Genomic DNA, 13,355 nt, shown 5'->3' with positions numbered 1-13,355 from the left:
ACTGAAGGTCTTACCCGATGGACATGCAACCCCGTATTCGCCAACTCTTCCAGGCCAGCATCGACACCAAGCTGCAGGCCATGGAACTGCTGGCCCCGCACATCGAGCACGGCAGCATGGTGATGGTCCACGCGCTGCTCAATGAGGGCAAGATCCTGTCCTGCGGCAACGGCGGCTCGGCCGGCGACGCCCAGCACTTCTCCTCGGAACTGCTCAACCGCTTCGAGCGCGAGCGCCCAAGCCTGCCCGCCATTGCGTTGACTACCGACAGCTCGACCATCACATCGATCGCCAACGACTACAGCTACAACGAAGTTTTCTCCAAGCAGATCCGCGCCCTCGGCCAGCCGGGCGACGTACTGCTGGCCATCTCCACCAGCGGCAACTCGGCCAACGTGATCCAGGCCATCCAGGCCGCCCACGATCGCGAAATGGTCGTGGTGGCCCTGACCGGCCGCGACGGCGGCGGCATGGCCTCGCTGCTCCTGCCAGAGGACGTGGAAATCCGCGTGCCCTCCAAGATCACTGCGCGCATCCAGGAAGTGCACCTCCTGACCATCCATTGCCTCTGCGACCTGATCGACCGTCAACTGTTTGGGAGTGAAGAATGACCCGTTCCCCCCTGATCCTCGCCGGCCTCGCCCTCTGCCTCGCCCTTTCCGGCTGCGGCGGACGCACCATCGGCAAGACCATCGACGACCAGTCCATGCCTTCCAAGGTGCGCGCCAAGGTCGAAGCTGCCAGCCCCGACCTGAAGACCAACTCTCACGTTGTCGTCGCCAGCTACAACGGCGTGGTCTTGCTCGCCGGCCAGACGCCACGCGCCGACCTCAAGGAGCTGGCCGGCCAGGCAGCCCAGAGCGCCCAGGGCGTGCGTCGCGTGCACAACGAGCTGCAGATCCTGCCGCCCTCCTCCACCCTGGCGCGCATGAACGACAGCACCATCACCACCAAGGTCACCACCCAACTGCTGGCGGACGAGAAAGTGCCCAGCTCGCAGATCAAAGTGGTTACCGAAAACGGCATCGTCTACCTGCTGGGCCTGGTCACCCGCCAGGAAGCACAGCTGGCAACCAGCATCGTCCAGGGCGTCTCGGGCGTGCAGAAGATTGTTCGGCTCTTCGAGTACACCAACTGACCCTTGCGGCAGGCACAAAAAAGGCGATCCGATGGATCGCCTTTTTTATTACTTGACCACTTTCAGGCTTGGCCGGCCACTGGGACGCGAGGGCTCACCTCCCGAAGCCGGCGGCTCACCGCCGCTGGGACCATCATCATCCGGCCCCTGGTCATCGTCGCCCGGTAATGGCGGTTCAAGGTCGAAGACCATGCCCTGGCCATTCTCCCGGGCGTAGATAGCCATCACCGCAGCCGACGGAACGTAGAGGCTGTGGGCAACTCCACCAAAACGCCCTTCGAAGCTCACCGCTTCATTGTCCATGTGCAAATGGCGCACTGCGCTGGGGGATACGTTGAGCACGATCTGGCCGTCATTGGCGTAACCGGGCGGCACGCGCACGCCGACGTGCTCGGCGTTGACCAGCAGGTGCGGAGTGCAGTTGTTGTCGACGATCCACTCGTAGAGGGCGCGAACCAGATAGGGACGACTGGAGTTCATGGGGTCTCCTCAGCGCATTTCGCGCTCTGCGGCGGAAAGGCTGGCCTGGAAGGAATCACGAGCGAATGCACGCTCCATGTAATCCAGGAGGGGCTTGGCCGGGCGAGGCAGCTCGATCCCGAGGACGGGAAGGCGCCAGAGGATCGGCAGCAGGCAGCAGTCCACCAGACTGAAATCTTCGCTCAGAAAGTAGGGCTTGTCCGCAAAGAGCGGCGAAACGCCCGTCAGGCTTTCACGGAGCTCCTTGCGTGCAACTGCCTTGTCGGCATCCTTGCTGCGCGGATCAAGGATTCGATCGACCAGGGAACACCAATCGCGCTGCACGCGATGGATAAGCAGCCGACTATTAGCCCGGGCGACGGGATAAACCGGTAGCAGTGGCGGGTGGGGATAGCGTTCTTCGAGATACTCCATCACCACGGTGGACTCGTAGAGTGCCAGATCGCGATCCACCAAAGTCGGCACGCTGCCGTAAGGATTGACCTCGGCCAGCTTGGGCGGGCAGCGCCCCGGCTCGACATTGATGATCTCGGCAGCGACCCCCTTCTCGGCGAGCACGATGCGCACGCGATGGGAGTAGTGGTCGGCAGGGTCGGAGTAACAGGCCAGCCTGTTGGTGACGGCCATTGCGCCCTCCTCACTTGGGATTATTCAGAGGCAAAAAGACGCGCGCGCCCGAGAAGGGCGCGCGCTTTTTTACAACAATGCAGCAGTGTATCAGTGCACGTCCTTCCAGTACTCGCGCTTGAGCAGGTAGGCGAACACGAAGAAGAACGCCAGGTACAGCAGCACGTAGGTACCGATACGCTGGCTTTCCAGTTTGACCGGGTTGGCCGAGTAGGCGAGGAAGGTCACCAGGTTCTGGATCTTCTCGTCGAACTCCGCTTCGGTCAGCTTGCCGGTCTTCGGCAGTACGGTCAGCTGATCGCAGGCTTCGTGGGTGATCGGAGCACCGGTCAGCGGGTCGAACTGCTTCTTACCGTCCTCAACCGCTTGAACCTGCTTGCAACCAACTACCTGACGGCCCTGCAGGCTAACCAGAACGTTCGGCATACCAACGTTCGGGAAGACCTTGTTGTTCACGCCCCACGGACGCGCAGGATCTTCGTAGAAGGAACGCAGGTAGCTGTACAGCCAGTCGGTGCCACGCACACGAGCTACCAGGGTCAGGTCCGGCGGAGCCGCACCGAACCACGCCTTGGCGTCCTGAGGCTGCATACCGACCTTCATGTGGTCGCCAATCTTGGCGCCAGTGAGGACCAGGTTCTCCATCATCAGCTCTTCAGGAATGCCCAGGTCCTTGGCCACACGCTCGTAGCGCTGGAACTTGGCACTGTGGCAGCCCATGCAGTAGTTCGCGAAGGTACGCGCGCCATCCTGCATGGCAGCCTTGTCAGTCAGGTCGATGTCGACCTTGTCCAGATGGACATCGTGACCACCGGCGGCAAAGGAGAAAGCCGGCAGTGCAGCGAAAACAAATGCAGCAAATAGCTTTTTCATCAGCCTGTTACCCTTTCCGGTACCGGTTTGGTTTTTTCCATCCTTGTGTAGAACGGCATCAGGATGAAGTACGCGAAGTACAGGGTGGTGCACACCTGCGACATCAGCGTACGGCCCGGAGTCGGCGCCAGTACACCCAGCACGCCGAGGATGACGAAGGCGATGCAGAACACCAGCAACCAGATCTTGCTCAGCCAGCCCTTGTAGCGCATGGACTTCACAGGGCTGCGGTCCAGCCACGGCAGGACGAACAGGATGGCGATGGCGGCGCCCATGGCGATTACGCCCATCAGCTTGTCCGGTACCGCACGAAGGATCGCGTAGAACGGAGTGAAGTACCAAACCGGTGCGATGTGCTCAGGCGTCTTGAACGGGTTGGCCTGTTCGAAGTTCGGCTTCTCGAGGAAGTAACCGCCCATTTCCGGGAAGAAGAACACCACGAAGCAGAACACGAAGAGGAACACCACCACGCCGACGATGTCTTTCACGGAGTAGTAGGGGTGGAACGCGATGCCGTCCAGCGGAATGCCGTTCTCGTCCTTCTTCTTCTTGATGTCCACGCCGTCCGGGTTGTTCGAACCCACTTCATGCAGCGCCAGGATGTGCAGCACCACCAGGCCGAGCAGGACGATCGGCAGGGCGATCACGTGCAGGGCGAAGAAGCGGTTCAGAGTGATACCGGAGATCAGGTAGTCACCACGAATCCACTGGGTCAGGTCAGCGCCCACCACCGGAATCGCACCGAACAGCGAGATGATCACCTGGGCACCCCAGTAGGACATCTGGCCCCAGGGCAGCAGGTAGCCCATGAAGGCCTCGGCCATCAGGGCGAGGTAGATCAGCATGCCGAAGATCCACACCAGCTCACGCGGCTTCTGGTAGGAGCCGTAGAGCAGACCGCGGAACATGTGCAGGTAGACAACGATGAAGAACGCCGATGCACCGGTGGAGTGCAGGTAGCGGATGATCCAGCCGTACTCCACGTCGCGCATGATGTACTCAACGGACGCAAAGGCTTCTTCGGCGGACGGGGTGAAGCTCATTGTCAGCCAGATCCCGGTGAGGATCTGGTTGACCAGTACCAGCAGTGCCAGCGAACCGAAGAAGTAGAAGAAGTTGAAGTTCTTCGGGGCGTAGTACTTGCTCAGATGGTCTTCCCACATCTTGGTCGCGGGGAAGCGCGCATCGACCCATTCCATGAATTTGCTCATCAGGCCTTCTCCTGATCCACACCGACGATGATGACGTCGTCCGACTCGTACGAGTGCGGCGGCACCGGCAGGTTTATAGGCGCGGGCTGCGCCTTGTAGACACGACCGGCGAGGTCGTAGCGGGAACCGTGGCACGGGCAGAAGTAGCCACCGACCCACTCGGCACCCAGGTCAGCCGGCGCGACTTCCGGACGGAAGGACGGCGAGCAGCCCAGGTGGGTGCAGATGCCGACCAGCACCAGGATTTCAGGCTTGATCGAACGGCTCACCGGGTCCACGTAGGTCGGCTGTACCGAAACCTTGGATTCCGGGTCGGCCATGCGGTCGTGGATCTTCGGCAGGTTCGCCAGAATTTCCTCGGTACGACGCACGATGAACACCGGCTGACCACGCCATTCGGCGATGATCTGCTGGCCTGCTTCGACCTTGCTTATATTCACCTTGACCGGGGCACCCGCGGCCTTGGCCTTGGCACTGGGCAGCCATGACCCCACGAACGGGACCGCAACCCCTACCGCTCCCGCCGCACCAACCACGGACGTGGCCGCTACGAGGAAGCGACGCCGGCCTGCATTCACGCCGTCATTGCTCATTCAGTCGTCTCCCATCAGCTACTAGGCCTGTTATTCAGGCCTTTACTAGGTAAAAAATCGAGCCGCGCAAAAAATTCGCCAAATGGTAAAGAAAACCCCCTTTGCTGACAAGGTAATAGCCGGATACAAATCTGCTGGAAGCCTTGATTGGCGGGGGGTTCAGAAGTGCGACATGCTGTCGCAGGCACAACTTAAAGCGCATAAAAAAACGCCCAGTTCCGAAGAAACTGGGCGCTTTTTTGCAAGCGTCGAATTAACGCTTGGAGTACTGCGGACGCTTACGCGCTTTACGCAGACCGACTTTCTTACGCTCAACTTCGCGGGCGTCGCGAGTGACGTAGCCGGCTTTACGCAGCGGGCTGCGCAGGGTCTCGTCGTATTCGATCAGGGCGCGAGTGATGCCGTGGCGGATCGCACCGGCTTGACCGCTTACACCACCGCCAACAACGGTGACGTAGATGTCGAATTTCTCGACGGTCTCGGTCAACTCCAGGGGCTGACGCACGACCATGCGAGCGGTTTCGCGGCCGAAGAAGGTATCCAGGCTGCGGTTGTTGATGGAGATCTTGCCAGTGCCCGGACGCAGGAAGACGCGAGCGGTAGCAGTCTTGCGACGGCCGGTGCCGTAGTTTTGAGTCGCCGACATAGTGAATCTATCCCGTTAAATCTTCAGTTCTTGGGGCTGCTGAGCGGTGTGCGGGTGAACAGCACCCTTGTACACCTTCAGCTTGCGATACATGTCGCGGCCCAGCGGGTTTTTCGGCAGCATGCCTTTAACCGCGGTCTCGATCACGCGCTCAGGGGCCTTGGCAATCAGCTTCTCGAAGTTGATTTCCTTGATGCCACCCGGGAAGCCGGAGTGAGAGTAGTACATCTTGTCGGTGGTCTTGGCACCGGTAACACGTACCTGCTCAGCATTGATCACGACGATGTAGTCGCCGGTGTCAACGTGGGGGGTGTATTCCGGCTTGTGCTTGCCACGCAGACGGCTGGCAATTTCGGTGGCCAGACGACCCAGGGTCTGACCTGCAGCGTCGACGACGTACCAGTCGCGCTTAACAGTTTCCGGTTTTGCAGTAAAAGTCTTCATTCGCTATAGCCTCAGGGGCCGCCCTGAAAATAAGACGGCGGATCTTACTGAATAGTGCTCGCCCTGACAAGATCAGGACAGCCGGAAACAGACGCTATCGGGGGCTCGGGTCAGCGCGTCCGCTACGGCAAAGGTTCTTTCGGCAGGCTAGGCATCCCCGCCTTCCCTCTCCGCAGGCTAGGCATCCCCACGAAGAAAGCCGCGGAATTATGCCGATTGCAGGAAAAATTTCAACCTGATTTCATGCGAGCTTCACGAGAACCAGGAGACAGCGATGGAATACCGCCAACTCGGACGCACCGACCTCAAGGTCAGCAGCCTTTGCCTGGGGACCATGACCTGGGGCGAGCAGAACACCGAAGCGGAAGCTTTCCAGCAGATCGAGCGCGCCAAGGCCTACGGAATCAACTTCATGGACGCGGCGGAGATGTACCCCGTGCCGCCAAGGGCCGAGACCTATGGCGCCACTGAAACCATCATCGGCAACTGGTTCGCCCGACGTCGCGACCGCGCAGATTGGATCCTGGCGAGCAAGGTGGCCGGCCCCGGCAACGGTATCAGCCATATCCGAGGCGGCAACCTGAAGCACAACCGCGAGCACCTCACCGCAGCCCTGGACGCCAGCCTGAAACGCCTGCAGACCGACTGGATCGACCTCTACCAGCTGCACTGGCCCGAGCGCAGCACAAACTTCTTCGGCCAGCTCGGCTACCAGCACAAGGAAGAAGACTTCACCCCGCTGCGGGAAACCCTTGAAGTCCTCAGCGAGCAGGTCAAGGCCGGCAAGATCCGCCATATTGGCCTGTCCAACGAAACGCCCTGGGGGACCATGAAGTTCCTGCAGCTGGCCGACCAGCTCAGCCTGCCCCGCGCGGTGTCCATCCAGAATCCCTACAACCTGCTCAACCGCAGCTTCGAAGTCGGCCTGGCTGAAGTGGCGATCCGCGAACAGTGCGGACTGCTGGCTTACTCGCCCATGGCCTTCGGCATGCTTTCCGGCAAATACGAGAACGGCGCCCGCCCCGCCAATGCGCGGATCAGCCTGTTCAGCCGCTTCACCCGCTATACCAATCCACAGTCCCAATCAGCCTGCACACGTTATGTACAGCTAGCCCGGGAGCACGGCCTGGACCCGGCGCAAATGGCCCTCGCCTTTGTCACCGCCCAGCCGTTCGTGACCAGCAACATCATTGGCGCCACGTCGATGGAGCAGTTGGAGGCTGATCTGCGCAGCACCGAGCTGACATTGTCCGACGCAGTACTGGATGGCATTGCCGCCATCCACAAGGACCAGCCAAACCCGGCACCCTGAACTGAAAAAGCCCGGCAATCGCCGGGCTTTTGGTTTCCCGTGATCAAACCAGGGAACGGGCAATGATCTCTTTCATGATCTCATTCGTGCCGGCATAGATGCGCTGAACCCGCGCGTCCGCCCAGGCCCGCGCCACCGCGTATTCCCACATGAAGCCGTAGCCACCGTGCAGCTGGACGCATTCGTCCAGGACCTTGCACTGCAGGTCGGTGCCCCAGTACTTGAGCATGGCCGCCGTCGGTACATCCAGCTTGCCCTCGAGGTGCAGTTCCAGGCAGCGGTCGACGAAGACGCGCCCGACCTGGATCTCGGTGGCCATCTCCGCCAGCTTGAAGCGGGTGTTCTGAAACTCTGCGATGGACTTGCCGAAGGCCTTGCGCTCGCGGGTGTAATCCAGGGTCCAGTTGAGCGCCGCCTCGGCCGAAGCCAGGGCGCCGATGCCCACGGTCAGACGCTCCTGGGGAAGTTCCTGCATCAGATAGGCGAAGCCCATGCCTGCCTGGCCCAGCAGGTTCTCCTTCGGCACGCGCACATCCTGGAAGAACAGCTCGGACGTGTCCTGGGCCTTCATGCCGACCTTCTCCAGGCGCTTGCCCTTGGCGAAGCCCGGGGTGTCCGCTTCCACCAGGAACAGGCTGGTGCCCTTGGCGCCAGCCTTGGGATCGGTCTTGGCCACCACAATCACCAGGTCGGCAAGGAAACCGTTGGTGATGAAGGTCTTGGAGCCGTTGATGACGTACTCGTCGCCATCCAGGACGGCAGTGGTCTTCACTCCCTGAAGGTCGGAGCCGGCACCGGGCTCGGTCATGGCGATGGCGGTCACCAACTCGCCGCTGACCAGCTTGGGCAGGTACTTTTTCTTCTGCGCCTCGGAGCCGTAATGAAGGATGTACGGGGCGACGATGTCCGAGTGCAGCGAGAAGCCGATACCCGTCAGGCCCAGGCGACCGATCTCTTCGATCACCACTGCGCTGTAGAGGAAATCGGCCCCCATGCCGCCATATTCCTCCGGAATATGGGAGCAGAGCATCCCGGCCTCGCCAGCCTTGTTCCACAGTGCGCGGTCGATATGGCCGTCCTTCTCCCACTGGTGGTGATAGGGCACCGCCTCCTGCTCGAGGAACTTGCGCACGCTGTCGCGGAAGAGTTCGTGATCGGAGCTGAACAGGGTTCTCGGGATCATGGCATCACCTTGGAATGGCACTGTGGTCGTGCAGGTTCGGAGGCCACCGACTCTAGGCCAGTCCCCTCCTCCGCCACACTGGACACTTAGGACAAAAAATAAGACGATCCAGCCGCAGAATGACCGCTTTCCCCTTATAAGAACAACACCATGAGCAATACGCAGTCGCCCGACCTTCGCCAGGTCAGCATCCTGGCCATCGAAGGTGTCTTCTCCTCCACCCTGATGCAGGCCAAGGACTTCTTCCATATGGCCAGCCTTCGCTTCGGCAAGCTCCAGGGCAAAGGCCTCACCCCCGCCTTCCAGACCAGACTGGTCAGCCCCGACGGCCAATCGGTGCGCAGCTTCAGCGAGGTACGCGTTCCCGTCGACGGACCGCTGGACGATGCACAAGTCATCATAGTCCCCGCCTTCTGGGGTGATTTCGATTCCCTGCTGGCGCGTTATCCACAGGTCTGCGCCTGGCTGCGGGAACGCCACGCTGCCGGCAGCGTCATCTGCGGCGAAGCTACCGGCGTGTTCTGGATCGCCCAGGCCGGCCTTCTGGATGGCAAGGAAGCGACCACCTACTGGCGATTCTTCCGCGAGTTCGCCGAGCGCTTCCCCAAGGTGCTGCTGAATCAGGACAAGCACCTCTCCGACGCCGACAATCTGTTCTGCGCCGGCGGCGTCACCTCCGCCTGCGACCTTTATATCTATCTGATCGAGCGCTTCTGCGGCGCCGGCATCGCCCAGGCAGTGGCCCGCGACATCCTCTATGAAGTGCAGCGCAGCTACACCCCGGGCCGCATCGGCTTCGGCGGGCAGAAGCTGCACCACGACATGACCATCCTGCAAATCCAGCAATGGCTGGAGGACCACTTCGCCGACAAGTTCCGCTTCGAAGACGTCTCCCGCGAACACGGCATGAGCATCCGCAACTTCATGCGCCGCTTCCAGGCCGCCACTGGCGACAAGCCCCTGCATTACCTGCAGCGCTTACGCATCGAAACGGCCAAGGGCCTCCTGTCGGCCACGCGCAAGAGCATCAAGACCATCAGCTACGAAGTCGGCTACGACGACGCCAGCTTCTTTGCCCGGCTGTTTCGCCAGCACACTCAGCTTTCGCCTAACCAGTACCGGCGCCAGTACCAGCAGAAAGGTGAATGACGTCGCCATCCCAAGGATGGGTTGGCCTCCGCCCTCACCTCCCTATGATCGACCCATGCCCGAACGGGACGCCCGCACCCGCGCCTGCCCGGCGCGGGAGGACAACAACAAGAAAAGGTCCATCGCCATGCGCCGCTATCTGCTTGCCCTGCTGGCCGCCTGCAGCCTTACCGCTGTGGCGGACGACACCTGGAAACCCTTTCCCTACGACAAGGCCGCCTACGACTACTCCGGCGACAAGCTCCGCGAAGCCTGGCCACGCCTGACCCGCGGCTTCGGCCCGAACTACCCGTACCCGGACGCCGACTGGGTGGTGACCATGGCCACGAAATACCCCAAGGCCCTGGAGCTGACCGTGGCGGGTAATACCGGATTCACCGGCAAGCCCGAGGAGGCCGAAGCCTATGCGGCCAGGTTGCAGGACGTCTGGAGACTGATGTTCCGTGGTGATTTCGCCGAGGCCAAGAAACAAGGCCTGGCCCTGGGCGTCGGTGGCCAGGTACCCGCGATGTTCGCCCAGGTGGTCTATGCCATGTTCCTGGTGCCGGACCAGGCGGAAAAACATCGCCTGCTTGAGGAAGTAATCCGCTACACCGACGAGGCCGGCGACCTGGTCAAGGCAGACGTGGTTGCACAGTTCGGCCGAGCCTATGCGAAAGCCCGCCTGGGCGAAGAATTGCCGGTACCGGTCGTGCTCAAACGCGGCTACACCAGCCAGATCCCGGAAGAGCTGGATGCGTTACTCAGGAGTCAACCGCAGCAGCCGTTCGCCCTCGCCCTGTATGGCGGCTACGAGGCCGGGGTGATCCGCAAGGTGGGCAAGCTGGTGGGCAAGATGACCTACGGGGTCAGCTCCGAGAAGATGGAGCAGTACTTTGCTCGCTCCTTCAAAGCCACCAGCGATCTGCCTATCGGCCACTACGAATACGCCAACGCCCTGGAATACGTGTATGGCGACGACGAAGAGGCCAAGGCACTGGACCACCTGAAGAAGGCGGTGGCGATCAAGCCGATCAATGCCATGGAAGCCCTGGAAGTGGCCCACGCACAGCAGTTGCTGAAGCAGCAGGAACTGAAGGTGGCGCAGAACTGACTCCCCGCCGGGAATGAAAAAGGCTGCCCTTGGGCAGCCTTTTCTGTTTGCACCTGATCCTCAGGGCTTGTGCGGCCTGGAGAGGAATTCGTGGGACTGCATTTCCAGCAGGCGGCTCAGGGTGCGCTGGAACTCGAAGTTCAGGCGACCACCGGAGTACAGGTCCTTCAGCTCCACCTCGGCGGAGATGATCAGCTTCACGTTGCGGTCGTAGAACTCGTCCACCAGGTTGATGAAGCGCCGCGCCATGTCGTCCTTGGTCACGCCCATCTGCTCGACGTTGGCGAGGATCACGGCGTGGAAGATCTTGCCCAGCTCGATGTAGTCGTTCTGGCTGCGCGGACCGTCGCAGAGCTCACGGAATTCGAACCAGGCGACGTCTTCACAGACGCGCACGGCGCGGATTTCGCGATTCTCGATCATCAGGACTTCGTTTTCCTGGGCCATGGTGCAGTCCGGCAGCAGGCTCTTGAAGCTGCGGCTCAGGCTTGCTTCGGCCTCAGTATCCAGCGGGAAATGGAACAGTTCGGCCTGCTCCAGAGCTCGCAGACGGTAGTCCACGCCGCTGTCGACGTTGACGATGTCGGTGTGTTCCTTGAGCAGCGCGATGGCCGGCAGGAAGCGCGCACGCTGGAGGCCGTCCTTGTAGAGGCCGTCCGGCACGATGTTGGAGGTCGCCACCAGGCTGACGCCGTTCTTGAACAGCTCCTCCAGGAGCGTGGCCAGGATCATGGCGTCGGTGATATCGGACACGAAGAATTCGTCGAAGCAGATGACTCGCGCCTCGTCGGCGAATCGCTTGCCGATGATGGTCAGCGGATTCTTCTCGCCCTTGAGGGTCTTCATCTCCTCGTGCACGCGCTTCATGAAGCGGTGGAAGTGGGTACGCATCTTCTGCTTGAACGGCAACGCGTCGTAGAAGGTATCCACCAGATAGGTCTTGCCGCGACCCACGCCACCCCAGAAGTACAGGCCCTTCACCGGGCCCTGGCGCTTCTTGCCGAACAGGCTGCCGAGCAGGCCGGGTTTGCTGCGGTCGTCGGCGATCAGGTCGTCATACAGCCGCTGCAAGTGGCGAACTGCGTTTTCCTGCGCGGCATCGTGGAAGAAATCCGGCCGCTTGAGATCGGCCTGGTAGCGCTCGAGGGGGGTCATGATCGGTAGCAAGGCAACGAAAAACGGGGCGGGTACTTTAGAGCCTGCCCCGTGGATTGGCAATCGGCCGGCAACGCCGGCCGCTGGAAAGACACCTATTCCTGAGGTGCGAGGGCCGCGTACAGGCGCTGGATGGCCGCATCGCGGGCGGCGTCATCGGTGAAGGCAGGGCTCGACGCCACCTGTTCGTCGTCCAGCCAGATGCCGAACGCGTCGCCTTCGACGCGCAGGTCCAGCTCATCGCCCGACTGCAAGCGCTTGCTGACCTGGCCGGCAGCCTTGCCATCGGCGAAGGAGCGGGACAGCAGCAGTTGCTCGCCGTCGGCGTCCAGCAGGCGGAAACGGAAGCTGCCGTCCTCGTCGCGGAAGCTGACGAATCGGGCGCTTTTGGCGGCCTTCTTGGCCTTGGTCTCGCCGCCGGCCTGCGCGCTGGTGCGGAAAGAGCGCAGCCCCACCGCTTCGCGCAGCTCATTGAGGAACGGCGTGGCGATCTTGCGTGCCTTGGCGGCGCCGGCCAGGAGGATGTCCTCCAGGTCGGACGGACGCTCGATCAGCGCGTGGTAGCGCTCGCGGGCTTCGCCCAGCTCGTTGTCGAGCAACTGGAACAGGCGCTGTTTGGCTTCGCCCCAGGCCAGGCCAGCCAGCAGGTCGGCGCGGAACTCGGCGAGCTGTGCCGGAGTGGCGAAGGCCTGGTAGAGGGTGAAGAGATGGGAATTGTCCGGGTCCTTCGGTTCGCCGGGGGCGCGGGAGTCGGTGACGATTCGCGCGATGGCGTCCTTCAGCTGCTTGGCACTGCCAAACAGCGGAATGGTGTTGTCGTAGCTCTTGGACATCTTGCGACCGTCGAGGCCAGGCAGGGTCGCCACTTCTTCCTCGATCACGGCTTCCGGCAGAGTGAAGAATTCACGACCGGCGCCGAACAGATGGTTGAAGCGCTGGCCGATGTCGCGGGCCATTTCCACGTGCTGAATCTGGTCGCGCCCCACCGGCACCTTGTGCGCGTTGAACATCAGGATGTCCGCCGCCATCAGCACCGGGTAGCTGTACAGGCCCATGGTGACGCCCGCGTCTGGGTCTTCGCCGCTTTCCAGGTTCTTGTCCACCGAAGCCTTGTAGGCGTGGGCGCGATTGAGCAGGCCCTTGGCGCTGACGCAGGTGAGCAGCCAGGTGAGCTCGGGAATCTCGGGGATGTCGGACTGGCGGTAGAAGGTCGCCTTGTCGGTATCCAGACCGCACGCCAGCCAGGTGGCGGCGATCTCCAGGCGGGAACGCTGGATGCGGGCCGGGTCGTCGCACTTGATCAGGGCGTGGTAGTCGGCCAGGAAGTAGAAGGAATCGACGTCGCTGGCGCGGCTGGCAACGATGGCCGGGCGGATGGCGCCCGCATAGTTGCCGAGGTGCGGCGTGCCGGTGGTGGTGATACCGGTGAGGATACGAGTGGTCATGATGTT

At 61.8% G+C, this 13,355-nt stretch carries 15 protein-coding genes; 5 read left to right on the top strand and 10 right to left on the bottom strand.

What is annotated here, in order from left to right; all coding sequences use genetic code 11:
• Positions 1-17 precede the first annotated feature (17 nt).
• Positions 18-611 (top strand): phosphoheptose isomerase, encoded by a 594-nt coding sequence (locus TQ98_RS04260; RefSeq protein ID WP_044872060.1) that lies wholly within the window; start codon positions 18-20, stop codon positions 609-611.
• A complete protein-coding gene (locus TQ98_RS04255) occupies positions 608-1,138 on the top strand; it encodes a BON domain-containing protein (RefSeq protein WP_044872061.1) in 531 nt (176 codons plus the stop codon). Before TQ98_RS04260 ends, TQ98_RS04255 begins: the two co-directional genes overlap by 4 nt.
• Before the next feature lie 48 nt (positions 1,139-1,186).
• Here TQ98_RS04255 and TQ98_RS04250 read toward each other — a convergent pair whose 3' ends face one another.
• From TQ98_RS04250 to rplM, 7 genes are all read right to left on the bottom strand, one after another.
• On the bottom strand, positions 1,187-1,618 hold the full coding sequence (locus TQ98_RS04250) for a ClpXP protease specificity-enhancing factor (RefSeq protein WP_044872062.1): 432 nt from the start codon (positions 1,616-1,618) through the stop codon (positions 1,187-1,189).
• Between the two features lie 9 nt (positions 1,619-1,627).
• Positions 1,628-2,245, bottom strand: coding sequence for a glutathione S-transferase N-terminal domain-containing protein (locus TQ98_RS04245; RefSeq protein ID WP_044872063.1), 618 nt, complete (start codon positions 2,243-2,245; stop codon positions 1,628-1,630).
• Between the two features lie 90 nt (positions 2,246-2,335).
• A complete protein-coding gene (locus TQ98_RS04240; protein ID WP_044872064.1) occupies positions 2,336-3,118 on the bottom strand; it encodes a cytochrome c1 in 783 nt (260 codons plus the stop codon).
• The gene (locus tag TQ98_RS04235; RefSeq protein ID WP_044872065.1) at positions 3,118-4,329 is read right to left on the bottom strand and encodes a cytochrome bc complex cytochrome b subunit; all 1,212 of its coding nucleotides are present in this window, start codon (positions 4,327-4,329) and stop codon (positions 3,118-3,120) included. The genes TQ98_RS04240 and TQ98_RS04235 overlap by 1 nt, the downstream gene beginning before the upstream one ends.
• Positions 4,329-4,922, bottom strand: coding sequence for a ubiquinol-cytochrome c reductase iron-sulfur subunit (gene petA, locus TQ98_RS04230; RefSeq protein WP_044872066.1), 594 nt, complete (start codon positions 4,920-4,922; stop codon positions 4,329-4,331). The genes TQ98_RS04235 and petA overlap by 1 nt, the downstream gene beginning before the upstream one ends.
• Positions 4,923-5,175: 253 nt before the next feature.
• Positions 5,176-5,568, bottom strand: coding sequence for a 30S ribosomal protein S9 (gene rpsI, locus TQ98_RS04225; RefSeq protein WP_003448478.1), 393 nt, complete (start codon positions 5,566-5,568; stop codon positions 5,176-5,178).
• Between the two features lie 15 nt (positions 5,569-5,583).
• A complete protein-coding gene (rplM, locus tag TQ98_RS04220; RefSeq protein ID WP_016490991.1) occupies positions 5,584-6,012 on the bottom strand; it encodes a 50S ribosomal protein L13 in 429 nt (142 codons plus the stop codon).
• A 274-nt stretch (positions 6,013-6,286) separates the two neighbouring features.
• Here rplM and TQ98_RS04215 point away from each other — a divergent pair, with 274 nt between their 5' ends.
• Positions 6,287-7,324 (top strand): NADP(H)-dependent aldo-keto reductase, encoded by a 1,038-nt coding sequence (locus tag TQ98_RS04215; RefSeq protein WP_044872067.1) that lies wholly within the window; start codon positions 6,287-6,289, stop codon positions 7,322-7,324.
• Between the two features lie 43 nt (positions 7,325-7,367).
• Here the strand turns inward: TQ98_RS04215 and TQ98_RS04210 are convergent, their stop codons facing one another.
• Positions 7,368-8,507: an acyl-CoA dehydrogenase family protein gene (locus tag TQ98_RS04210; RefSeq protein WP_044872068.1), complete on the bottom strand. Its 1,140-nt coding sequence runs from the start codon at positions 8,505-8,507 to the stop codon at positions 7,368-7,370.
• 249 nt (positions 8,508-8,756) lie between these two features.
• Here TQ98_RS04210 and TQ98_RS04205 point away from each other — a divergent pair, with 249 nt between their 5' ends.
• On the top strand, positions 8,757-9,656 hold the full coding sequence (locus tag TQ98_RS04205) for a GlxA family transcriptional regulator (RefSeq protein WP_177410205.1): 900 nt from the start codon (positions 8,757-8,759) through the stop codon (positions 9,654-9,656).
• Between the two features lie 127 nt (positions 9,657-9,783).
• Positions 9,784-10,749, top strand: coding sequence for a hypothetical protein (locus TQ98_RS04200; RefSeq protein WP_044872557.1), 966 nt, complete (start codon positions 9,784-9,786; stop codon positions 10,747-10,749).
• Between the two features lie 60 nt (positions 10,750-10,809).
• On the opposite strand, the gene zapE is transcribed toward TQ98_RS04200, so the two are convergent.
• Entirely contained in the window at positions 10,810-11,904 is a 1,095-nt protein-coding gene (gene zapE, locus TQ98_RS04195; protein WP_103102878.1) for a cell division protein ZapE, read from the bottom strand.
• A 95-nt stretch (positions 11,905-11,999) separates the two neighbouring features.
• Positions 12,000-13,349, bottom strand: a complete 1,350-nt coding sequence (locus TQ98_RS04190) for a tryptophan--tRNA ligase (RefSeq protein WP_044872072.1) — start codon at positions 13,347-13,349, stop codon at positions 12,000-12,002.
• Between the last annotated feature and the right edge of the window lie 6 nt (positions 13,350-13,355).

The organism is Pseudomonas sp. LFM046 (assembly GCF_000949385.2).
Lineage (GTDB): Bacteria > Pseudomonadota > Gammaproteobacteria > Pseudomonadales > Pseudomonadaceae > Metapseudomonas.
This window is presented reverse-complemented; position numbering and strand designations above follow the sequence as displayed.